This window comes from Citrobacter sp. wls711, assembly GCF_005281055.1.
Lineage (GTDB): Bacteria > Pseudomonadota > Gammaproteobacteria > Enterobacterales > Enterobacteriaceae > Citrobacter > Citrobacter gillenii.
The window spans coordinates 225,609-247,715 of sequence record NZ_SZXC01000020.1; the positions used below are offsets into that span (position 1 = coordinate 225,609).

A 22,107-nucleotide genomic window follows, 5' to 3' on the forward strand; every position below is an offset into this window, starting at 1 on the left:
TATCTCCACCCTACTTCCACAAACGAAATTCATCGTTTTCCACGGGTTGCGTCTCTTTTACTTTGGGCCGAGCCAGTGCGTGCCAGTCAAGATGACGCGTCAGGAACATAATCCCGCACAGTGCCAATAACAGCACGCCGGTTCCCAGTAGCAAAGAACTGTCCTGCGAACGCAGTAACACCCACATCACCCCATCCAGTGCCAACAGCGCCAGGGTGAACAAAATACTGTTACGCCACCCTTGTAATACCGCCTGTAAATACACGCCGTTCATCAGGGCACCAATCAGGCTGGCAATAATCCACGCCGCGGTAAAACCAATATGTTCTGACAGTGCCAGCAACAGCAGATAAAACATCACCAGCGATAACCCTACCAACAGATACTGCATGGGGTGCAGGCGCAGACTGGTCATACTCTCCAGCACAAAGAAAGACATAAAAGTCAGTACGATCAGTAAGATGGCATACTTCGTCGCTCTGTCGGTCAGTTGATACTGATCGGCCGGTGTAGCTACCGCCACGCTAAACGCTGGCATTCCCTGCCAGCCAATTTTTTCCCCATCAAAACGATCACCGAGGTTATTGGCAAACCAGCTGCTTTGCCATTGGGCCGTAAACCCTGATGCACTAACTTCACGCTTCGTGGGCAAAAAATCCCCCAGAAAATTGGGATGCGGCCAGTTACTGGTTAGGGTCATTTCGCTGTTACGTCCAATGGGGACAACGGAAAAATCCCCGGTACCGTTCAGATTAAGCGACAGCGCCAGACTAAGGTTTTGCTTCGTCCATTCCGCATCCGGCAGCGGAATGTGGATCCCCTGCGCACGCCCATCAAGCCCCGTTCCCGGCTCAACGGCCAGCGACGTCCCGTTAATCTGCGGCACTTTCACCACGCCAATCCCGCGTGCGTCGCCGACGCCAACCACAATAAACGGTTTCCCTAACGTTATATTAGGGTGATGCAATTCACTCAGCCGTTCCGCATTGAACTCCGCGTTCAACGACACATCGTTGTGCCAGACCTGGCCCTCATAAATGCCGACTTTACGTCCTTCAACATTTTGATTTCCCTCAACCATCAACGACTCCGGCAGCCAGAAATGGATATAGCTGCGCTTTTGCGAGACCTCTTTGCCGTCTTCCAGCGAGGTATAAAGTTCGGTCACGGGGATAGCAATTAGCGGCCCAACTAACTTCTGCGGCCCACTGGTACTCTGCCGGATAGCATCTTCGACCTCATTACGGTAATCCGATCGCTCAACGATTATCTGCCTGACCATCGTCAGCGGAATTAACAGCAACAGCATGGCACCACCTAAGGTGACGATTTTCCAGAACAGGGGGGATTTCAACATAGCGTTCTCCTTTGCAATGACGACAAGGTAGAACGGCTATGTGCGCAGAATTTGAAGTTATGTGAAGTGACGGTGAAGTGTGAACGACGCCTGTACCCCGCCTTCGGGGCGATTACTCAGTGTCACATCGCCGTCAAACAGACGGGCGACTTCGCTGACAAACGCCAGCCCCAGACCGCTGCTCTTGTGACCATTCTCGCGGGGCAGTGAATAAAATCGTTCAAAAATGCGCGGTAACGCAAAATCAGGGATCCCGCTGCCGCTGTCCGTCACCTGCAACGAGACCTTTTCTCCTTGCTGCTGCGCACTCAGGACAATGGTCCCCTGTTCAGGGGTAAAGTCGATGGCGTTATCCAGCAGATTGCCCATGGCCTGCTCCAGCAGCGCAGGTTCAGCCGCAACCACCCATGATGAGGGCACAATGTTGAGCGTGATATGTTTAGCAGACAACTGGACGCTACGCGACTCGCGCAACTGAGCAAACAGTACATCAACCGCAACGGGCGTAAACGCAACATCCTGCCGGTTTTCCAGTCTGGCCTGGCGCAACAGGGTTTCGACCAGTGCCTGCATACGCGCATTTTGCGTCAGAATATTTTCGGTAAAACGCGCCACCACGTCAGGTGGCGGCCCTTCACGTAAAATCTCCGCCGCGCCACGAATAGCCGCCAGCGGGCTTTTCAGTTCATGGGTTAAGGCATACACATACTGCTCAATGTAATTCTTACCCTCCAGCTTCAGACGCATACTTTCCAGCGCCTGCGCCAGTTTTCGCAATTCACTGCTGCCTAAATCCGGTAACGCGACGGGCCGATTCTCCGTCACCGAGTCAGCATAGCGCGCCAGCCGGGCAATAGAGCGGTTGATCCACCATACCATTCCCACGCCAATCACTAATGCGATCCCCAGCAACACCGCGCTCGCCCACAGCATCCGCCGCTCGCTGCGTTTAATTACCGGTGCCATTGCCGCATTAGGCTTCCCGACGCTAAGCACGCCAATAATGCGCTCACCGTCGATAATCGGTGCCGCAACGTACATCACCGAGCTTTCCGGGTCAGTCGGATTTTGCAGCGTACTGCGCGCGCCATATTGCCCGCGCAGCGTTAACCACACGTCGTTCCAGCGGGAATAATCTTCCCCTACTGCTTTATTGGCGGAATCAAACAACACCTTGCCCTGAGCATCTGTCATGTAGACGTGATACTCATTGCGCACTTTGTTAATGCCGCTGATGTTGGCACGAAAAGGGCGGTTATGCAGTTGCGAGAAGGCCTGCGCCAACTTGCCATTGGCAGCAGAGCCAGAGAGTACGTCGTCGCGTGCCAGCGCCGCTAACAGCGTGGCGGTGTCAATCAGCGTGCCTTCGGTGGCCCGGCGTACGCCAGGCTTAATCTCCTGCACAAAAATAGACAGAACAAACCAGGCGGCAACAGCGACAATCAAAAAGTAGCCCAGCAGCAGTCGCATGCCAATGCGCATCAGGCGTTCCTCAGGCTGTATCCCATCCCGCGATGCGTGTTAATCGGCGAGAGATCCGGATTAATAGCCCGCAGTTTGGCGCGCAGTGTTTTGATGTGCGTGTCCACCGTTCTGTCGTAGGTATCCTGCGCATCGGCCCAAACTAAATCCATTAGTTGCTGGCGCGAGTAGATACGCCCCGGCGACATCAGCAAGGTTTTCAGCAACAGGAACTCATAGCGCGTCAGGTTTAACGGACAGCCAAACCACGCAATCTGCGCGGCGGGTTCATTGAGTTCAAAATTGCCAAAACGCGCTGCCGATGGCGGTGCTGCAAATTTCCTCACCCGCCGCAGCAGCGTGCGCACTCGGGCGCACACCTCGCGCGGCGAGAAGGGTTTGGCGACGTAATCATCCGCGCCAATCTCCAGACCTAACAGGCGGTCCACTTCATCGCTGCGGGCGGTCAGAAAAAGAACCGGCAGCGCCGGGTGGCGCTCCAGCAGACGTCGGCACAGTTCAAAACCGCTGATATCAGGCAGTCCGACGTCGAGGATTATCGCATCCGGGCATCGCTGACGCGCGCTTTCCAGCACCGGCAGTCCACGCTCAAACGCTTCCACGCTAAAACCTTCCTGTTGCAGCATGTAGATAAGCGTATCCGCGATACCCTGCTCATCCTCAACCAACCAGATCAACGCCTGTTGCATTTTGCTTCCTTGTTACTGCCGCCACGGCATGATGGGCACCGCGCTGATGGCATTTTTCGGCGAACCGTCGACAACCTTGTCGGAATAGGCCAGATACGCCAGCGTGTTGCGTTTTTCATCATAAAAACGCACCACCTGTAATGATTTAAACACCAGCGACGTCCGTTTCTTAAAGACGACTTCGCCCTGCGCTTTACCGTTCTTGATTCTGTCGCTCAGCTCAACCGGCCCCACTTGCTGGCAGGAAATGGCGGCATCGGAGGTATCTTCAGCCAGCCCTAACCCGCCCTTAATGCCGCCGGTTTTTGCACGGCTAACATAGCAGGTCACGTTGGTTACATCGGGATCGTCAAACGCTTCGACGACGATTTTATGATCCGGTCCAAACATTTTAAATACCGTATCGACAGAACCAATCTGCTCCGCATGGGCCACCTGCGCCAACAACAGCAAAATTGAGGAAATGACTAAGCTCTTATATTTCATATTGTTACCATTTTTAAAAGTTGCCCTGAGCAATTATTCAACATTCTAAAATAAAATGTATACAGATCACAGGATTACAATAATCACGCTTTCGTATGTCCGAAAACAGCATTTATGAGCAAAAAAAACACTGAATGCTAAAACAGCAAAAAATGCTATTATCCTCTTACCTGACGTCAGGTACTCGCTGTTGAAAGGATGAGGATATTTTATGGATCAGGCTGGCATTATTCGCGACCTATTAATCTGGCTGGAAGGTCATCTGGATCAGCCTCTGTCGCTTGACAATGTGGCGGCAAAAGCAGGCTATTCCAAGTGGCATCTGCAGAGAATGTTTAAGGACGTGACGGGCCACGCTATTGGTGCCTACATCCGCGCCCGTCGTTTATCGAAGTCCGCTGTGGCGCTACGCCTGACTGCGCGTCCGATTCTGGATATTGCCCTGCAATACCGTTTTGACTCTCAACAGACGTTTACCCGTGCGTTCAAAAAACAATTCGCTCAGACGCCTGCACTGTACCGCCGCTCGCCGGAATGGAGCGCTTTTGGTATTCGCCCACCGATGCGACTCGGGGAATTTGCGATGCCGGCACATCAGTTCGTGACGCTGGAAGACACGCAGTTGCTCGGCACCACGCAAAGCTACTCTTGCTCGCTGGAACAGATTTCCGACTTCCGTCATGAAATGCGTATTCAGTTCTGGCGCGACTTCCTGAGCCAGGCTCCTGCCATTCCGCCGGTGCTGTACGGACTCAACGAAACGCGTCCGAGTTTTGAAAAAGATGACGAGCAGGAAGTCTTCTATACCACCGCACTCACGCCGGAACAGGCCAGCGGCTATGTACCGTCCGCGCAGCCAATCCTGTTGCAGGGCGGCGAATATGTCATGTTTACCTATGAAGGCCTGGGAACGGGCGTGCAGGAATTTATTCTGACAGTGTATGGCACCTGTATGCCAATGCTGAACCTGACCCGTCGTAAAGGTCAGGATATAGAGCGATACTACCCGGCAGAAGATGCCAAAGCAGGCGATCGCCCTATTAACCTACGCTGCGAATTCCTGATTCCTATTCGCCGTTAACGCTGTAGCTCATCCAACGCAGGGGCGTCCAGATGCGAGATGTCCCCTGCCGTTTCGACCACCCAACCCGGCGCAAGCCATAAACTTTCCTGATAATCGACGCGGGAAATCGAGCAGTTGCGCAGACGCAGCCGACGCTCAGCCCAGGCGGGCAGTCCCAGAATCGTACTCACCAGGCAGCCCAGCGCAATACCGTGGCTTACCAGCAATGGGCGGCTCCCTTGCGGCAGTTCCAGACAAGATGCCAGCGCGGCGTTTACACGATCGGCCAGTTCCTGCATGGATTCCCCATCCGGAATACGACCATCAACCGTGCCGTTGACTAACTGGCGACGCCAGCCCTCTTCCTCTGGCGTCAGAGAGTCGATGTGGCGCTTTTCCAGCACCCCCATATTCAGCTCGCGCAGGCGGGCGTCGAAGGTGATATCACAGCCACACGCCTGGGCGATGATTTCTGCGGTGCGTCGTGTACGACCTAAATCGCTACTGATGACGTGAGTAATGCCAAGCGAGCGGGCGCGTTCGCCAACCTGCATAGCTTGCTGTTCACCTTTAGCGGTCAGCGGGCTGTCTGACTGGCCTTGAATACGTCGCTCGGCGTTCCACTGCGTTTCACCGTGGCGAACAAGGTATACCTGTAACATGCGTTTTTTCCGTTATACTGCGATGCGATGAATTTTCAAACTGAGCTTAATTATGCACAAGGTTATCTCTGCGACCACCAATCCTGCCAAAATTCAGGCAATTCTTCGGGCATTTGAAGAGATTTTCGGTGAAGGATCCTGCCATATTGAACCCGTCGCCGTCGAGAGCGGTGTGCCGGAACAACCTTTTGGAAGTCAGGAAACGCGCACTGGCGCACGAAATCGCATAGATAACGCACGCCGCCTGCATCCGCAGGCCGATTTCTGGGTGGCCATTGAAGCCGGCATTGACGATGACGCGACCTTCAGCTGGGTGGTGATTGATAATGGCGTTCAGCGCGGTGAAGCGCGTTCCGCTACGCTACCGCTGCCGGCGGTGATTCTCGACAGAGTCCGTCAGGGAGAAGCGCTCGGTCCGGTGATGTCACAGTACACAGGCATTGACGAGATAGGCCGTAAAGAAGGGGCGATTGGCGTGTTTACCGCCGGGAAGTTAACCCGTGCCAGCGTCTATCACCAGGCGGTGATCCTGGCGCTCAGCCCGTTCCATAACGCGGTGTATCGGTAATTATTTGCGCTACGTTGTAGGCCTGATAAGCACAGCGCCATCAGGCAATTCAATCTTTTCCGAGCAGCACCTGTTCCAGCCACTGACGCAGCTCGACCGGCGCAGTTTTGAGGCTATTGGACCCACGCGTTATGGTCGCAATACCGGCCCCAAGCTCGTTTTTCAACTCGCGTTGGCTCATCTCGCCGCGCAGCAGTTCTTCAATAATGCGCACGCGAGTCCCCAGCGCTTCGCGCTCATCAGGCGTTAACATCAAATTGAGCAATGGCTGGTGTAAATCTTGCTCATAAGCGTGTTTAAGCAGGTCGACAAAACGTAACCACTCCTGGTGACGCTGTTCTGCCATCTCTGCTGAATAGGGTGATTGCTGAGTCATAAGATATCGCCATCGTTGCGGGGGAGGCGCGATTGCCTCCCTCTTTGTACTCTTTAACGAGTACGATAGCATAACACACTCACCACGATCAGTAACGGCGTTGCCATTCTGCGTCGTTCATCAATTCCGGCTTATCACCGAGGAAGTAACGATAGTAGGCATCGTAAGCCAGCACGTTTTTCACGTACCCACGGGTCTCGGAGAACGGGATGCTTTCTACAAAGGCCACCGCGTCAATGCGCCCTGCACTGTTGCCAAGCCAGGTACGAACGCGACCCGGTCCGGCGTTATAGGCTGCTGAAGCAAAGATGCGGTTATTGCCAAACTGTTGATACACATACTGTAAATAGCTGGTGCCGATGTTGATATTGGTCTCAGGATCCAACAGCTGATTAGGACTGCTGTAACCCGGAATCGAGAACATCTTCACTGTATGCGTCGCCGTACCCGGCATAATTTGCATCAACCCGCTGGCACCCACTGGCGATTTTACCTTCGGGTTCCAGGCACTTTCCTGACGGGCAATGGCCATCGCGTAGCTTGGCTGAATGTCTTTCCCGCTGGTGTAACGGGTAAACAGATCTTTGTAGGCCAGCGGGAAACGCTCTTCCAGATGATCCCAGAGTTTGCCAGCGATCGTGGCCTGCACGCTCAGATCCCACCAGTGGTTGTTAAACGCATAACGCGCCAGCTGCGCCTGCTCAAACTTGGTGCGGCTGGTGACCAGATTCGCCCACTCGCTGCGCGCGGTGTTGTCCATGTTCCAGTACATCAACTCACGTACGCGCGCCATCTCCGGTCCCTGCGTCAGGGCAGCGTCAACATCCGCAGGCGCTTTGTCGATTTTCAGCGTGTACTCTTCACCAAGGCGCTGTGCTGCCACCATCGGATAGAAGCCACGCTGCTGCATCAGCGCATGCAGGATCTCTTTCGCTTCGGCGTCACGTCCACGCTCCAGCAGCAGATCCGCCTGCCAGTAACGCCATTCATCTTTTTCCTTCGCGTCCATCGGCAGACGCGCCAGCCAGGTATTCAGCCCTCGACGATCGCCAGTTCCCAGCGCCATCCGCACGCGGCGCTCCACAAGCGTGGTGGATTGTGAGCGCATAATCGCGTCATCGCGCCATTTGGTCTGCTCGTCAGTAACGTCGTTGCCCATCAGACGCCAGGCGACAATATCGCGCAGCTCCTGAGTTTGATCGTCATTAAGCTGCTGCGCCTGCGCCAATGATGGGATCATCAAACGTGCATTTTCCGCGTCCTGACGCGCTACGCTGGCAAACGCCACCGCCGCCATCTGACGGGTAAAATCCGTAGCGCCGGTAGTACGCGCAAACGTCATCACCGAGTTAGGGTTATTTGCCAGTGCAATAATCGCTGAAGCAATGGTCTGATAATCCGCTGGCATTTGTCCGGCCAGCGCGGTAACCAGTCCGGTATTACCCGCCTTCATCGCCAGGCGAATACGTTCAAGATACGCTAACGGATCCTGAGTCCCCGATGCCCGCCATACGCCGAATAATTTGTCACAGGCGTTGGGCTGACTCTTCCCGGTCAGCCAAAGATCTTTTGCACCTTGCCAGGCTTCTTCGGCCTGCCCGGTACTCCATTTCGCATAGTAGTAATTACATTGCGCTTCGGTGGTGCCGGGCTTATCCGGGCTGAATGCTAACAACCCTCGCCAGTCTTCCCGACGTGCCAGTTCGTTCACGAAGCGCGATTGCAACGTGCGAGCTGGCGGCAGCGTTGGATTAGCGCGCACAAAATTGGTGACGGTAACGGTGGGCTGATTCATCAGATCGTCAGTAATCTGGCGATATTCAAGGTAGGGATACAGAGGATAGCTTTTCAGGCCCGGCATCATCTGCTCGACGATGTCCATCTGCCGGTTATCCCAGGCCTGCTTAATTTGTGCATAGCGATTGCGCTGTTCATCCAGAGAATCCGCTCGCGCCACTTGACTGATCGTCAGCAGACATACGCTGGCTGCCAGCAGGCGCCAGGCTACGTGTTTGGCTTTGTCCACAAGCTCTTCCTCTTATCGTGTTACGACTGTGCAGCATCATGCCGCTTAATAGATTCATGCTAATCAGACATTGCAGAAAGTGCCACGTTCCGGACACTTTTTTACTTTTGTTGCGAGTGAGATCTGCTGCAGCTGGCTGGGATTGAGTAATGAAAAAGGCTACACTTCGCCTTTGATAACTATTCATCACTATAAAAGAGGCGAAGTCCAACGTGGCTCAATTCGTTTATACCATGCATCGTGTCGGCAAAGTCGTTCCGCCGAAACGTCATATTCTTAAAAACATCTCTCTGAGCTTCTTCCCGGGTGCCAAAATCGGTGTACTCGGTCTGAACGGCGCGGGTAAATCCACCCTGCTGCGCATCATGGCCGGTATTGATACCGACATCGAGGGCGAAGCTCGTCCACAGCCGGGCCTCAAGATCGGTTACCTGCCTCAGGAGCCGAAGCTGAATCCGGAACATACCGTGCGTGAGTCCGTTGAAGAAGCGGTCGCCGACGTGGTTAACGCCCTGAAAGGCCTGGATGAAGTGTACGCGAAGTACGCCGAGCCGGATGCCGACTTCGATAAGCTTGCCGCACAGCAGGGTAAATTCGAAGAAATCATTCAGGCACACGACGGCCACAACCTGAACGTACAACTGGAGCGCGCCGCTGACGCACTCCGTCTGCCGGACTGGGATGCCAAAATTGAGAAGCTGTCCGGGGGTGAACGCCGCCGCGTCGCGCTGTGCCGCTTGCTGCTGGAAAAACCAGACATGCTGCTGCTCGACGAACCGACCAACCACCTGGATGCAGAATCCGTGGCATGGCTGGAACGCTTCCTGCACGACTTCGAAGGGACCGTGGTGGCAATTACCCACGACCGTTACTTCCTCGATAACGTGGCTGGCTGGATCCTGGAGCTTGACCGCGGCGAAGGTATTCCGTGGGAAGGTAACTACTCTTCCTGGCTGGAGCAGAAAGATCAGCGTCTGGCGCAGGAAGCCTCTCAGGAAGCGGCTCGCCGTAAATCCATTGAGAAAGAGCTGGAGTGGGTACGCCAGGGTGCGAAAGGCCGTCAGTCGAAGGGTAAAGCCCGTCTGGCACGCTTTGAAGAGCTCAATAATACCGAATACCAGAAGCGTAACGAAACCAACGAACTGTTTATCCCACCAGGACCTCGTCTGGGCGATAAAGTCGTTGAGGTTACCAACCTGCGTAAATCCTACGGCGACCGCGTCCTGATCGACGACCTGAGCTTCTCGGTACCGAAAGGCGCTATCGTCGGGATCATCGGTCCGAACGGCGCGGGTAAATCCACCCTGTTCCGCATGCTCTCCGGTGAAGAACAGCCAGATAGCGGCACCATTGAACTGGGTGAAACCGTGAAACTGGCCTCCGTTGACCAGTTCCGTGACGCAATGGATAACAGCAAAACCGTGTGGGAAGAAGTGTCTGGCGGGCTGGATATCATGAAGATCGGCAACACCGAAATGCCAAGCCGCGCTTACGTAGGCCGCTTCAACTTCAAAGGTGTTGATCAGGGTAAACGCGTCGGCGAACTGTCCGGTGGTGAGCGTGGTCGTCTGCACCTGGCGAAGCTGCTGCAGGTTGGCGGCAACATGCTGCTGCTCGATGAACCGACCAACGACCTGGATATCGAAACCCTGCGCGCACTGGAAAACGCCCTGCTGGAGTTCCCGGGCTGCGCAATGGTTATCTCGCACGACCGTTGGTTCCTCGACCGTATCGCCACCCACATTCTGGATTACCAGGATGAAGGCAAAGTCGAGTTCTTCGAAGGTAACTTTACCGAATACGAAGAGTACAAGAAACGCACGCTGGGCGCAGATGCGCTGGAACCGAAGCGTATCAAGTACAAGCGTATTTCTAAGTAATTGCCGTTAAGTGCCGGATGGCGTTGTGCGTGTCCGGCCTACGAGGTGAGTGCAACTTGTAGGCCGGACAAAGCGTTTACGCCGCCATCCGGCATTAAAATCTACCCCTGCTCACCCATCAATTCTTTCACCAGCTCCACACAGCGCAGGAAGCGGCCGTCATAGTCAGGCTCCTCGACGTGGACAAAATCGATGTTATTTTCCTGCAGCATTTCCACCAGCAGCGACTGAAACGCCTTACGGTCAACCGAACTGCCCAGACTGCGTAGTCCATCTGCCACCCACGGCGTGTTATTTTCCAGCAGAATCACCAGGTCAAAGCGGTACTCGTCGATCAGCGCCTGCACAAACGGGTGCTCACGCCCTTCGTACTTTTTACAGAACGCCTGCGTCGTGACAAAGTCGGTGTCGATAAATGCGACTTTATTGGCATATTTAACTGCAAAATCAATGTATTGCGCTTGTCCAAGCGCAATTTTATCGTAATCGGAATACTGTAGCGCCATCTCATCGCCGCCCAAATGGGAGAAGACGTAATCACGGCCATATTCCCACGCACTGGTGGTGTTGAAGATATTGGCGAGTTTGTTCACCAGCGTCGATTTTCCGCTCGACTCACCGCCGAGGATCGCCACGGTGCGCACGAAAAACGGCTTCACCTCGGTGGGGATATACTCCCAGTAGCGAAACGGGTTCTCACGGATTTGCCCGCCGCTGATGCTCATGAATGTGCGCCTGGGATCGACCAGCACCGTTTCGATTCCCAGATGTTCCAGATACTGCGGCGCATCGGCTTCTTCAGAGGTGTAGATCCAGTTTGGCTGGATCCCTTTCTCCTGCATAAACGTTTTTATGCCGTTACTCCAGACATCCCAGCCGTGCGGATAGGGCTCCATGCCTTCTTCATTAAAGGCATGAATACGGATATTTTTCTGATATTTGAAGGTTTGCAGCAGCCAGCGAAGACGGTCAGAAACCGTGGGCTGCTGTGACATGGCGCTGTCTTCAAACAGGCTACGGTCGCGCGTATCGTCATAGCCCATGATGATATGCAGCTCGTCAACCTGGCTACAGGCGCGCTGGATCAGATAGATATGCCCGGTATGCAGCGGATAAAACTTACCGAATACCACACCGATATTTTTCTGCTGACGGGGAAACTCAAGCCCGAGAAAACGGTGCAGCGCCTCCAGCTTTTGTGCGCTGGGGCTTTTGATTTTGGCATTCAGCAGCTGGCTTAAATATCCCTTGGTCATGCCACTGGCATCCGCCACCTGTTGCAGGGTACAGCCCTTTTGCTTAATGGCGGTTTTGAGATAGTCGAACGATGACACAAGAGCCTCCTGCTGGAAAAATAGCGTAACACTGCCTGATGGCGCTTCGCTTATCAGGCCTACAGGGTGAAACAAATAATTACCCTATGGATTTCTGGTGGCAGCCAACACACCTGCCGACAGAAAGACGACGGGTAATGAATTATAAGTCGTCAAACACGTTTAACGCATCCGCGAGCTTTTTAACGCCAAAAACCTGCATTCCTTCAGGCACCTTTTTCGGCACATTGGCGGCAGGGACAATCGCCCGACGGAAACCGTGCTTCGCCGCTTCAGAAATTCGCTCCTGGCCGCTGGGAACCGGGCGAATCTCCCCCGCCAGCCCCACTTCGCCAAAGACCACGAGATCGTGCGGTAGCGGCCTGTCGCGCAGGCTGGAAACCATCGCCAGCAGTAACGCAAGGTCGGCACTGGTTTCGGTGACTTTGACGCCGCCAACCACGTTAACGAACACGTCCTGGTCAGACATTTGCAGGCCGCCGTGACGGTGCAACACTGCCAGCAAGATCGCCAAACGGTTTTGTTCCAACCCGACTGCTACGCGCCGAGGGTTCGCCATCATCGAGTGATCGACCAGCGCCTGAATCTCCACCAGCAGCGGACGCGTCCCTTCCCAGACCACCATCACCGAGCTGCCGGAGGTCACTTCATCGCCACGGCTTAAGAAAATAGCGGAAGGGTTGCTGACTTCGCGCAGGCCCTGTTCGGTCATGGCGAAGACGCCAAGCTCATTCACCGCACCAAAGCGGTTTTTATGGCTACGCAGGGTACGGAAACGAGAATCCGCATCGCCGTCAAGCAGCACCGAGCAGTCAATGCAGTGCTCCAGTACTTTTGGCCCGGCCAGCGAGCCATCTTTGGTGACGTGACCGACCATGACAATCGCCACGCCGCGCGTTTTAGCAAAGCGCGTCAGGTATGCGGCGGTTTCACGCACCTGCGCCACGCTGCCCGGCGAAGACTGAATATCCGCCATGTGCATCACCTGAATGGAGTCGATGACCATCAGCTTTGGCTGCTCTTCCTCTGCAATCAGGCAAATCTGCTCAATGCTGGTTTCTGACAGCATATTCAGATTTGCCGTCGGCAGACCGAGTCGATGGGCACGCATCGCCACCTGTTGCAGCGATTCTTCCCCGGTGACGTACAGGGTCTTCATCTGCTCGGCAAGCTTGCACAGCGTTTGCAGCAGCAGGGTGGATTTCCCGGCGCCTGGATTACCGCCGATCAGAATGGCACTGCCGGGCACCACACCGCCGCCCAGCACGCGGTCAAACTCTTTAAAACCGGTAGAAAAACGCGGCAGCTCTTCCAGACTGATATCCGCCAGCTTTTGCACCTTAGCGACGCCTGCATTACCGGCATAGCCGCTGAGGCGCTCGTTACGCGCCACCGTCGGTGACGCCGCAAGACGCACCTCGGTGATGCTGTTCCAGGCCTGACAGGCGCTACATTGCCCCTGCCAGCGCGGATAATCGGCCCCGCATTCATTACATACAAAGGCGCGTTTAGGAGCTTTTGCCACGTTTTACCTCGTTATTTCTGGTTCATGCTGCCGGAGAGAATGCAGAACACCCCCATCAGGTCAGCGTGACGGATAGTAATCTCCGTCTTTTCATTCACTTTCGGCTTAGCATGGTAGGCGATCCCCAGCCCTGCCGTTTTGATCATCGGCAGATCGTTGGCGCCGTCGCCAATCGCCACCGTTTGCGTCATTGGGATTTCATATTCCTGCGCCAGTCGGGTCAGGGTGGTGGCCTTGTACTGAGCATCGACGATATCGCCAATCACGTTGCCGGTAAATTTCCCGTCCATGATCTCCAGCTCGTTCGCCACAACCGCCGTCAGGCGCAGCTTTTCGCGCAGATATTCAGCAAAGAAGGTAAAGCCACCGGAGGCTATCGCGACTTTCCAGCCCAGCGTTTCCAGCTTCAGCACCAGTTGCGTTAAGCCGGGCATCAGCGGGAGATTGTCACGTACCTGCATCAAAATATTGGCATCCGCCCCCTTCAGCGTGGCGACGCGGCTGCGCAGGCTGGCGGTAAAATCCAGCTCCCCGCGCATCGCGCGTTCCGTCACTTCTGCGACCATCTCGCCGGTTCCGGCCAGTTTAGCGATTTCGTCAATGCACTCGATCTGGATCGCCGTCGAATCCATGTCCATCACCAGCAGGCCTGGCGTGCGCAAATGCGGGATTTTCCCCAGCGGGGCAACATCCAGTTTGGCATCATGCGCCAGTTTTGTTGCCCGCGGCGTTAACGATCCCGCGAGGCGAATCACCTGATAATCCTCGACGCACCAGGCCGCCACAATCACCATCGCCGCCCCCAGTTTGCTCTGGTATTGCGTTAAGCGTTGTTTATCCAGCCCACGACCATACAGCAGCCAGCCGCTACGGCCCGCGTGGTAATCCAGTGGCATCACTTCATCACCACTTAAAGAGAGAGGCAGACCTGGCCACAGAGAGACATCTTCAGGTAGATCGCACCAGGTAATGTTAGGCATTAAAGCTCCTGTAAAATCGTTCGGGTCGGAATCATCAGGGGAAAATAACGCATGAGGCTACCCTGTAACCAGCGCTTCTGGCAACATTAAGTCTCAAATTTTCAGCAGGTGGAATATGGCTCGCGCAAAACTGAAATTCCGACTTCATCGTGCAGTGATTGTATTGTCCTGCCTCGCGCTGCTCGTCGCCCTGATGCAGGGCGCGTCGTGGTTTAGTCAAAACCATCAACAGCAGCGAAATCCGCAGCTGGAAGAGCTGGCCCGCACGCTGGCCCGCCAGGTTGCATTAAACGTCGCGCCGCTGATGCGTACCGAAACGCCGGATGAAAAACGCATCGCTGTCGTGCTGCGCCAACTCACCGACGAGAGCCGTATTCTCGATGCGGGCGTCTATGATGAACAGGGCGATCTCATTACGCATGCCGGTGAGAGCGTGAATGTTCGCGACCGGCTGGCGCTGGACGGTAAAAAAGCCGGGGGCTATTTTAATCAGCAAATTGTCGAACCCATTCAGGGCAAAAATGGTCCGCTGGGCTACCTGCGCCTGACGCTGGATACCCATACCCTTGCCACCGAGGCCAAACAGGTGGATAACACCACCAACATTCTACGCCTGATGCTGCTCCTGTCACTGGCGATTGGCGTGGTATTAACCCGGACATTACTGCAAGGTAAGCGCACCCGCTGGCAACAATCGCCGTTCCTGCTGACCGCCAACAAACCGGTGCAGGAAGAAGACAGCGAGAAAAAAGAGTAATTCACCAGGAAGGAAATCAACCATGACCACATTACGCCTGCTTATCTCCGACTCTTACGATCCGTGGTTTAATCTGGCGGTTGAAGAGTGCATTTTTCGTCAAATGCCCGCCACGCAGCGCGTGCTGTTTTTATGGCGCAACGCCGATACGGTGGTCATAGGCCGGGCGCAAAACCCGTGGAAAGAGTGCAATACCCGACGCATGGAAGAGGATAACGTCCGGCTGGCTCGCCGTAGCAGCGGCGGCGGCGCGGTGTTTCACGATCTCGGTAATACCTGCTTTACCTTTATGGCTGGCAAACCGGAATACGACAAAACCATCTCCACCGCTATCGTACTCAATGCCCTGAACGCACTGGGCGTCAACGCCGACGCCTCCGGGCGTAACGATCTGGTGGTCAAAACGGCCGAAGGCGATCGCAAAGTTTCAGGTTCGGCGTATCGAGAAACCAAAGATCGCGGGTTCCACCACGGTACGCTGCTGCTGAATGCCGATCTCAGTCGTCTGGCGAATTACCTCAACCCTGATCAGAAAAAGCTTCAGGCGAAGGGGATCACCTCCGTGCGTGGTCGGGTCGCGAATCTGGTTGAACTGCTGCCTGAGATCACTCATGAAAAAATCTGTGAAGCCGTGACCGACGCCTTTTTCCAACACTACGGCGAACGCGTGGCGGCTGAAATTATCTCCCCGGATAACACGCCGGATCTGCCCAACTTCGCCGAAACGTTTGCCCGCCAGAGCAGCTGGGAGTGGAACTTTGGTCAGGCCCCTGCCTTCTCTCATCTGCTGGATGAGCGTTTTACCTGGGGTGGCATCGAGTTACATTTCGACGTGGAGAAAGGCCATATCACCCGCGCGCAGGTCTTTACCGACAGCCTCAATCCCGCGCCATTAGAAGCGCTGGCGGACAGCTTGCAAGGGTGTCTGTATCGGGCGGACAGGCTGCAACAGGAGTGCGAGGCGTTGATTGGCGATTTCCCGCAACAGGAAAAAGAGCTACGAGAACTGTCGGCGTGGATAGCGAGAGCGGTACGCTAGTTGTCTTTACGCCAGCCGCTGAATAACTAACGCAGCTGACGTCAGTTTTTCCAACATGGCGCGGGCAATCTGGCGAAATCCCGCGCTGATACGCCCATCATCGGCAACCTGCTGCCAAAATGCTTTGGCTAATGGCAGGGCGTATTCCCATGCGGCTCTGCTAACCGTCGCATCGACTTTTATATCAACGGCTTCATTACGCAGTGAGCCCGCAGCAGAGGGAGCAAACGACATTGGCAACATGTCATAAACAGGGGCTAGCGCCATTGGCGGTGCGGATAAATAGAACGAGAGATTACCCGCATGCATATCGCTGTTGGCTATCAAGCGACCAAATGCCCAGATATTCTCAGTTTGCTCACAAGAATCTGCATCAACATAGCCCTGGACTGCCAGATGGTGCGTGACCGCAGGCCAGCTCCCCGGAGAAGAAACATACTCGCTTTGCAAGGACTCAAGAGAGACTATTGGCCTTCTGCCGTGTACGCCCACACAATCAAATCTGGCGCTCTCGAGGAACACCTGTCCCCCGTCACTGCGATAAACCGTCGTACTGCTCGCAGGAATACAGGCCCCGGACAACACCGATAGTGCAATTGATTCGGCTATCAGCAGATCGCCCCAACGCACAGAAACAATGCTTTGTTCCTGGGCGCTAAACTTAACGAACACATTCTGATTACCCAACACTGACTGCACACAGCAGGCGAATTTAGGCTGTTCACCTCCGGCAGAGGAACCAATGATTTCACCCGCTAATGCTTCCTCAGCCAACTGCTGAAAACGCGAAACTTTATCAGAGTGAGCAATCGCAATCGGTTCTGGCGCGTCAATCCAGCGCTGATAGTTATCTTCACCAATGATCCATCCCCCTGTATTTTCACCTGCGTACGCTCGGAGTGCATACAGCACCTCATCTTCCTGCCACAAGCGAATATCATCCGGAAGATGGGTATATCCCGCGACGGCTCTTCCCCAGGCTCGCCCTAAAAAACCCTGTGGTCGGAGATCGGTGATATACCAGGGAAGGCCATCAAACCACTGCCATTCCCCTGAAGACAGCGCAACCAGGCAACTACCCTGTGGCCAACAAGGGTAAACAACGCCAAATTTACAGGCGTTCCCCTGAGCATCAACCCGCCACAGCGGGAACGACATCGTGCCGCGAATCGGCTTGATAAGCGCATAGCGCGTTGCTCGCGCTTTACCAAACTGTACGACCTCTTCATGCGCTGAAACAAGACGAGAAAAGGTTGCCTGGCTGATTGCCAGCGACTGTCGCAGCTCAGGGGCAGAACGTGGCCCTTGTAATAGCAAATCAGTTAATGCACTCATTGATGGATAGATTTATGAATAGATACTTGAATACACTAAATAGCATACATGGGTGAAATGTAAACATAAAAAAATGAGGGATTTAAATTAATGAATAGATTCATGAGAGGCAGGAGGCGAATATCGCCTCCTGTTAAAACAGTTACTCTTTATCGCCCAGCAGCACGGATTCCAGCGCGATTTTGATCATGTCGTTGAAGGTCGTCTGACGTTCAGCAGCAGTGGTCTGCTCGTGAGTACGGATATGGTCGGACACGGTGCAAATGGTCAGCGCTTTCGCACCAAACTCAGCCGCAACACCGTAGATACCCGCCGCTTCCATTTCCACGCCCAGCACGCCGTATTTTTCCATCACGTCGAACATTTCGCCGTCCGGCGAGTAGAACAGGTCAGCGGAGAACAGGTTGCCCACGCGCGCGTCTACGCCCAGCGCTTTGGCCGCATCAACAGCATTACGCACCATGTCGAAGTCAGCGATAGCAGCGAAGTCATGATCTTTGAAGCGGATACGGTTAACTTTGGAGTCGGTGCAAGCACCCATGCCAATAACCACGTCGCGCAGTTTTACGTCCATACGCACAGCGCCACAGGAGCCTACGCGGATGATTTTCTTCACGCCGAAATCGGTGATCAGTTCTTTGGTGTAGATGGAGCAGGATGGGATACCCATGCCGTGACCCATCACGGAGATCTTACGGCCCTTGTAAGTCCCGGTGAAGCCTAACATGCCGCGAACGTTGTTCACTTCACGGACATCTTCGAGGAAAGTTTCAGCAATGTGCTTCGCACGCAGCGGGTCGCCAGGCATCAATACGACGTCAGCGAAATCACCCATTTCTGCATTAATATGTGGAGTTGCCATCTTTTATCCTTATTTCGTTGTTATTGCCTGATGGCGGCTACGCCTTATCAGGCCTACAAAACCGTAGGCCCGGTAAGCTTGCGCCACCGGGCAATTGCATCACAGCATGTTTTTACCGTAGTCCATTGGCGACGTACCAAAGTAGCTCGCCAGCGTCTGACCGATATCCGCGAAGGTTTCGCGATGACCCAGTGAACCTGGTTTGACTTTCGGGCCGTAGATCAACACCGGAATGTGTTCACGAGTGTGGTCAGTGCCCGGCCAGCTTGGGTCACAGCCATGGTCAGCGGTCAGGATCAGAATGTCATCTTCCCCTACCAGCTCCATCAGCTCAGGCAGACGACGGTCGAACAGCTCCAGACCTGCTGCATAACCGGCGATATCGCGACGATGGCCCCAGGAGGAGTCGAAGTCGACGAAGTTGGTGAAGACAATGGTCTCATCACCCGCTTCTTTCATCTCTTTGATGGTGGCGTCGAACAGCGCGTCCAGACCGGTCGCTTTCACTTTTTTAGTGATACCGCAGTTCGCGTAAATGTCGGCAATCTTACCCACAGAAACAACATGGCCTTTTTTCTCGTCGACCAGTTTCTGCAGAACAGTTGCCGCTGGCGGTTCTACGGCCAGGTCGTGACGGTTACCGGTACGCTGGAAGTTACCGGCTTTATCGCCAATAAACGGACGGGCGATCACGCGACCAATGTTGTAGCCGCCTTCGGTCAGTTCTTCACGAGCGATTTCGCACAGCTCGTAGAGTTTATCCAGACCGTAGGTCTCTTCGTGGCAGGCAATCTGGAACACGGAGTCAGCGGATGTATAGAAAATCGGCTTGCCGGTTTTCATATGTTCTTCGCCCAGTTGATCCAGAATGACCGTACCGGAAGAGTGGCAGTTGCCGAGGTAGCCCGGCAGGTTGGCGCGCTTAACCAGCTTGTCCAGCAGCTCCTGCGGGAAGCTGTTTTCATGATCGGAGAAGTAACCCCAGTCAAACAGCACCGGCACACCGGCGATTTCCCAGTGACCAGACGGCGTGTCTTTGCCGGAAGAGAGTTCATGCGCCCATGCGTAGGCACCGATCACTTCCGCATTACCGTCCATTCCGGCGGCAATTTTACCTGTAGAACCTTCGTGAGCTTTCACCAGGCCCAGGCGGGTCAGGTTAGGCAAATTCAGCGGACCTTTGCGACCATTGTCAGCTTCGCCTTTCGCACAGGCTTCTGCAATATGCCCCATAGTATCGGCACCAACGTCGCCAAAGCGGTCAGCGTCTTCAGTCGCACCTATACCAAAGGAGTCCAGCACCATAATAAATGCACGTTTCATATTATTCTCCGTACCTTTTGCGCCGCAAAAAAGCGATCAGATCAGTATACAGTTATTCGGTTATACGACGATAGACTGTCGGTGTAATTTCTGGCGCTTTGTCGTCAAGGCTGATTGCCGCTTTGACCGCTTTCGCCGCTTCCTGCCAGCTGGCTTCATCTTTGGCATGGATCACCGCCAGCGGACGCTGCCCGTCTACGCTGTCGCCCAGACGCGCCATGTCGCTAAAGCCAACGCTGTAATCAATGGTGTCCGATGCCTGACGACGACCGCCGCCCATGGAAACCACCGCCATCCCCAGCGCACGGGTATCCATTGCGCTGACAAAACCTTCGGTATCAGCATATACCGCTTTGCTGAGCATTGCCGTCGGCAGGTACTTCGCATAATTTTCCACAAAGTCGGTCGGGCCTTTTTGCGCAGCGACCATGCGACCAAAAATTTCCGCCGCTTTACCGTTATCCAACACCGCCTGCAGCTTGACGCGGGCTTCGGTATCGTCTTTCGCCAGTTTGCCGGAGATCAGCATTTCCACACACAGCGCCATGGTGACGTCTAACAAACGTGGATTGCGGTATTCACCAGTCAGGAACTGCACCGCTTCGCGGACTTCTACTGCGTTACCGGCGCTGGAAGCCAGCACCTGGTTCATATCGGTTAACAGTGCGGTGGTACGCACGCCTGCCCCGTTCGCCACGCCAACAATTGCTTCGGCAAGGGCTTCAGAAAGCTCGTAGGTTGGCATAAAGGCGCCGCTGCCAACTTTTACATCCATGACCAGCGCATCCAGCCCTTCCGCCAGCTTTTTCGCCAGGATCGAACCGGTGATCAGCGGGATGGAATCCACCGTCGCGGTAATGTCGCGGGTGGCATAAAAACGTTTATCCGCCGGTGCGAGCGAGCTGGTTTGCCCAATAATCGCCACACCCACGTCTTTAATAATTTCACGGAAACGCGCGTCATCCGGGAAAATGTCAAATCCCGGGATCGCTTCCAGTTTATCCAGCGTACCGCCGGTATGACCCAGACCCCGCCCGGAAATCATCGGAATATAGCCGCCGCATGCTGCGACCATTGGACCTAACATCAGTGACGTTACATCACCCACGCCGCCGGTAGAGTGCTTATCCACAATCGGGCCGTTCAGCTGCAGACTTTTCCAGTCCAGCACGGTTCCTGAATCACGCATTGCCATGGTCAGCGAAACACGCTCAGGCATTGTCATATCGTGGAAGAAAATGGTCATCGCCAGGGCGGCGATTTGCCCTTCAGAGATGGTGTTGTCGCGAATACCGTTAATAAAGAAACGAATTTCTTCATCACTCAGCGCATGACCATCACGTTTTTTACGAATAATTTCTTGTGCGAGAAACAAGGGAACCTCCCGATTATGGGCCGGGTAAGCAATGCGCCACCCGGCAAGTCGTATTCATGCCGGATGGCGGCTTGCGCCTTATCCGGCCTACGATGGGCAATAAAAACTTAGTAGCTGCTTGCACTCTTACCGTCGCCGTGACCCAGCGCCTTCAGCAAGCTTGCCAGCAGGCTGGATGCGCCAAAGCGATAGTGACGGGAATCCGCCCAGTCTGCGCCAAACAGTTCATCAGCAATGGCGAGGAATTGCTGCGCGTCTTCCGCAGTACGCACGCCGCCAGCCGGTTTGAAACCAACGGTTTTCGAAACGCCCATATCGCGGATCACTTCCATCATGATGCGTGCGCTTTCCGGCGTCGCATTAACCGGGACTTTACCGGTAGAGGTCTTGATGAAATCAGCCCCTGCTTTGATGGAGATTTCAGATGCTTTGCGAATCAACGCTTCTTCTTTCAGTTCACCGGTTTCGATGATCACTTTCAGCAGCACGTTTGCCGCTGCACACGCCTCTTTACAGGCTTTCACCAAGTCAAAACCGACCTGCTCATTACCAGCAATCAGCGCACGATAAGGGAATACCACATCAACTTCGTCTGCGCCGTAGGCAATCGCTGCACGGGTTTCTGCCAGCGCAATATCGATGTCATCGTTGCCGTGCGGGAAGTTGGTTACCGTTGCAATACGGATATCCGGCGTGCCCTGCTCGTTCAGCGTTTTACGCGCAATAGGGATGAAACGCGGATAGATACAGATTGCCGCCGTGTTACCCACCGGGGTTTTTGCCTGATGACACAGCGCGATCACTTTATCGTTGGTGTCGTCATCATTCAGGGTGGTCAGGTCCATCAGTTTCAGGGCACGCAGGCTGCTTGCTGTTAAATCGGTCATAACATTCTCCAACGGCATCGCCGTATAAAATTTCACCTTGCGAGTTTGTTAGTATTCTAACATCCGCTCGCTATTACACTTCGATATACATCACAGTTAAT

20 protein-coding genes are annotated in these 22,107 nt (G+C 54.5%); 5 read left to right on the forward strand and 15 right to left on the reverse strand.

The window, feature by feature from the left end:
* Positions 1–10: 10 nt before the first annotated feature.
* From creD to creA, 4 genes are read right to left on the reverse strand one after another with little or no spacing between them, the layout of a single operon-like run.
* Entirely contained in the window at positions 11–1,357 is a 1,347-nt protein-coding gene (creD, locus tag FDW98_RS06655; protein ID WP_096758385.1) for a cell envelope integrity protein CreD, read from the reverse strand.
* 57 nt (positions 1,358–1,414) lie between these two features.
* Positions 1,415–2,839 (reverse strand): two-component system sensor histidine kinase CreC, encoded by a 1,425-nt coding sequence (gene creC / locus FDW98_RS06660; RefSeq protein WP_096758386.1) that lies wholly within the window; start codon positions 2,837–2,839, stop codon positions 1,415–1,417.
* The gene (gene creB / locus FDW98_RS06665; RefSeq protein WP_096758387.1) at positions 2,839–3,528 is read right to left on the reverse strand and encodes a two-component system response regulator CreB; all 690 of its coding nucleotides are present in this window, start codon (positions 3,526–3,528) and stop codon (positions 2,839–2,841) included. The genes creC and creB overlap by 1 nt, the downstream gene beginning before the upstream one ends.
* 12 nt (positions 3,529–3,540) lie before the next feature.
* A complete protein-coding gene (gene creA, locus FDW98_RS06670) occupies positions 3,541–4,014 on the reverse strand; it encodes a protein CreA (RefSeq protein ID WP_096758388.1) in 474 nt (157 codons plus the stop codon).
* A 211-nt stretch (positions 4,015–4,225) separates the two neighbouring features.
* Here creA and robA point away from each other — a divergent pair, with 211 nt between their 5' ends.
* Positions 4,226–5,095: an MDR efflux pump AcrAB transcriptional activator RobA gene (gene robA / locus FDW98_RS06675; protein WP_096758389.1), complete on the forward strand. Its 870-nt coding sequence runs from the start codon at positions 4,226–4,228 to the stop codon at positions 5,093–5,095.
* On the opposite strand, the gene gpmB is transcribed toward robA, so the two are convergent.
* Positions 5,092–5,739 carry a 2,3-diphosphoglycerate-dependent phosphoglycerate mutase GpmB gene (gene gpmB / locus FDW98_RS06680; RefSeq protein ID WP_096758390.1) on the reverse strand — a complete coding sequence of 216 codons (648 nt, stop codon included), beginning with the start codon at positions 5,737–5,739 and terminating at the stop codon, positions 5,092–5,094. The two genes, robA and gpmB, sit on opposite strands and share 4 nt — an antisense overlap.
* A gap of 52 nt (positions 5,740–5,791) precedes the next feature.
* Between gpmB and yjjX the strand changes: the two genes are divergently transcribed.
* Positions 5,792–6,307 (forward strand): inosine/xanthosine triphosphatase, encoded by a 516-nt coding sequence (yjjX, locus tag FDW98_RS06685; protein ID WP_096758391.1) that lies wholly within the window; start codon positions 5,792–5,794, stop codon positions 6,305–6,307.
* A 49-nt stretch (positions 6,308–6,356) separates the two neighbouring features.
* Here the strand turns inward: yjjX and trpR are convergent, their stop codons facing one another.
* Positions 6,357–6,683: a trp operon repressor gene (gene trpR / locus FDW98_RS06690; RefSeq protein WP_096758392.1), complete on the reverse strand. Its 327-nt coding sequence runs from the start codon at positions 6,681–6,683 to the stop codon at positions 6,357–6,359.
* A gap of 88 nt (positions 6,684–6,771) precedes the next feature.
* On the reverse strand, positions 6,772–8,709 hold the full coding sequence (gene sltY / locus FDW98_RS06695) for a murein transglycosylase (RefSeq protein WP_096758393.1): 1,938 nt from the start codon (positions 8,707–8,709) through the stop codon (positions 6,772–6,774).
* Between the two features lie 212 nt (positions 8,710–8,921).
* Here sltY and ettA point away from each other — a divergent pair, with 212 nt between their 5' ends.
* Positions 8,922–10,589: an energy-dependent translational throttle protein EttA gene (gene ettA / locus FDW98_RS06700; RefSeq protein ID WP_096758394.1), complete on the forward strand. Its 1,668-nt coding sequence runs from the start codon at positions 8,922–8,924 to the stop codon at positions 10,587–10,589.
* A gap of 101 nt (positions 10,590–10,690) precedes the next feature.
* Here the strand turns inward: ettA and nadR are convergent, their stop codons facing one another.
* The 3 genes from nadR to serB form a co-directional block, all read right to left on the reverse strand.
* Complete coding sequence (nadR, locus tag FDW98_RS06705) at positions 10,691–11,923, reverse strand: multifunctional transcriptional regulator/nicotinamide-nucleotide adenylyltransferase/ribosylnicotinamide kinase NadR (RefSeq protein WP_096758395.1); 1,233 nt, start codon at positions 11,921–11,923, stop codon at positions 10,691–10,693.
* Between the two features lie 142 nt (positions 11,924–12,065).
* On the reverse strand, positions 12,066–13,448 hold the full coding sequence (radA, locus tag FDW98_RS06710; protein ID WP_096758396.1) for a DNA repair protein RadA: 1,383 nt from the start codon (positions 13,446–13,448) through the stop codon (positions 12,066–12,068).
* Positions 13,449–13,459: 11 nt separating this feature from the next.
* The gene (serB, locus tag FDW98_RS06715; protein ID WP_096758397.1) at positions 13,460–14,428 is read right to left on the reverse strand and encodes a phosphoserine phosphatase; all 969 of its coding nucleotides are present in this window, start codon (positions 14,426–14,428) and stop codon (positions 13,460–13,462) included.
* 115 nt (positions 14,429–14,543) lie between these two features.
* Here serB and FDW98_RS06720 point away from each other — a divergent pair, with 115 nt between their 5' ends.
* Both FDW98_RS06720 and lplA read left to right on the forward strand, forming a co-directional pair.
* A complete protein-coding gene (locus tag FDW98_RS06720) occupies positions 14,544–15,185 on the forward strand; it encodes a YtjB family periplasmic protein (protein WP_096758398.1) in 642 nt (213 codons plus the stop codon).
* A gap of 22 nt (positions 15,186–15,207) precedes the next feature.
* On the forward strand, positions 15,208–16,224 hold the full coding sequence (gene lplA, locus FDW98_RS06725; protein ID WP_096758399.1) for a lipoate--protein ligase LplA: 1,017 nt from the start codon (positions 15,208–15,210) through the stop codon (positions 16,222–16,224).
* 6 nt (positions 16,225–16,230) lie between these two features.
* Here lplA and yjjJ read toward each other — a convergent pair whose 3' ends face one another.
* From yjjJ to deoC, 5 genes are all read right to left on the reverse strand, one after another.
* Complete coding sequence (yjjJ, locus tag FDW98_RS06730; protein ID WP_096758400.1) at positions 16,231–17,559, reverse strand: type II toxin-antitoxin system HipA family toxin YjjJ; 1,329 nt, start codon at positions 17,557–17,559, stop codon at positions 16,231–16,233.
* A gap of 142 nt (positions 17,560–17,701) precedes the next feature.
* The gene (gene deoD, locus FDW98_RS06735; RefSeq protein WP_000224864.1) at positions 17,702–18,421 is read right to left on the reverse strand and encodes a purine-nucleoside phosphorylase; all 720 of its coding nucleotides are present in this window, start codon (positions 18,419–18,421) and stop codon (positions 17,702–17,704) included.
* A 99-nt stretch (positions 18,422–18,520) separates the two neighbouring features.
* On the reverse strand, positions 18,521–19,744 hold the full coding sequence (gene deoB / locus FDW98_RS06740; protein WP_096758401.1) for a phosphopentomutase: 1,224 nt from the start codon (positions 19,742–19,744) through the stop codon (positions 18,521–18,523).
* A 52-nt stretch (positions 19,745–19,796) separates the two neighbouring features.
* The gene (gene deoA, locus FDW98_RS06745) at positions 19,797–21,119 is read right to left on the reverse strand and encodes a thymidine phosphorylase (RefSeq protein WP_096758402.1); all 1,323 of its coding nucleotides are present in this window, start codon (positions 21,117–21,119) and stop codon (positions 19,797–19,799) included.
* Between the two features lie 107 nt (positions 21,120–21,226).
* Entirely contained in the window at positions 21,227–22,006 is a 780-nt protein-coding gene (deoC, locus tag FDW98_RS06750; RefSeq protein WP_197737706.1) for a deoxyribose-phosphate aldolase, read from the reverse strand.
* Positions 22,007–22,107: the final 101 nt, after the last annotated feature.

What these genes read in the sequence shown, in the direction of transcription:
- creD (WP_096758385.1), bottom strand. Translation starts at nt 1,357, where the DNA reads ATGTTGAAATCCCCCCTGTTCTGGAAAATCGTCACCTTAGGTGGTGCC.
- creC (WP_096758386.1), bottom strand. Translation starts at nt 2,839, where the DNA reads ATGCGCATTGGCATGCGACTGCTGCTGGGCTACTTTTTGATTGTCGCT.
- creB (WP_096758387.1), bottom strand. Translation starts at nt 3,528, where the DNA reads ATGCAACAGGCGTTGATCTGGTTGGTTGAGGATGAGCAGGGTATCGCG.
- creA (WP_096758388.1), bottom strand. Translation starts at nt 4,014, where the DNA reads ATGAAATATAAGAGCTTAGTCATTTCCTCAATTTTGCTGTTGTTGGCG.
- robA (WP_096758389.1), top strand. Translation starts at nt 4,226, where the DNA reads ATGGATCAGGCTGGCATTATTCGCGACCTATTAATCTGGCTGGAAGGT.
- gpmB (WP_096758390.1), bottom strand. Translation starts at nt 5,739, where the DNA reads ATGTTACAGGTATACCTTGTTCGCCACGGTGAAACGCAGTGGAACGCC.
- yjjX (WP_096758391.1), top strand. Translation starts at nt 5,792, where the DNA reads ATGCACAAGGTTATCTCTGCGACCACCAATCCTGCCAAAATTCAGGCA.
- trpR (WP_096758392.1), bottom strand. Translation starts at nt 6,683, where the DNA reads ATGACTCAGCAATCACCCTATTCAGCAGAGATGGCAGAACAGCGTCAC.
- serB (WP_096758397.1), bottom strand. Translation starts at nt 14,428, where the DNA reads ATGCCTAACATTACCTGGTGCGATCTACCTGAAGATGTCTCTCTGTGG.
- FDW98_RS06720 (WP_096758398.1), top strand. Translation starts at nt 14,544, where the DNA reads ATGGCTCGCGCAAAACTGAAATTCCGACTTCATCGTGCAGTGATTGTA.
- lplA (WP_096758399.1), top strand. Translation starts at nt 15,208, where the DNA reads ATGACCACATTACGCCTGCTTATCTCCGACTCTTACGATCCGTGGTTT.
- yjjJ (WP_096758400.1), bottom strand. Translation starts at nt 17,559, where the DNA reads ATGAGTGCATTAACTGATTTGCTATTACAAGGGCCACGTTCTGCCCCT.
- deoD (WP_000224864.1), bottom strand. Translation starts at nt 18,421, where the DNA reads ATGGCAACTCCACATATTAATGCAGAAATGGGTGATTTCGCTGACGTC.
- deoB (WP_096758401.1), bottom strand. Translation starts at nt 19,744, where the DNA reads ATGAAACGTGCATTTATTATGGTGCTGGACTCCTTTGGTATAGGTGCG.
- deoC (WP_197737706.1), bottom strand. Translation starts at nt 22,006, where the DNA reads ATGACCGATTTAACAGCAAGCAGCCTGCGTGCCCTGAAACTGATGGAC.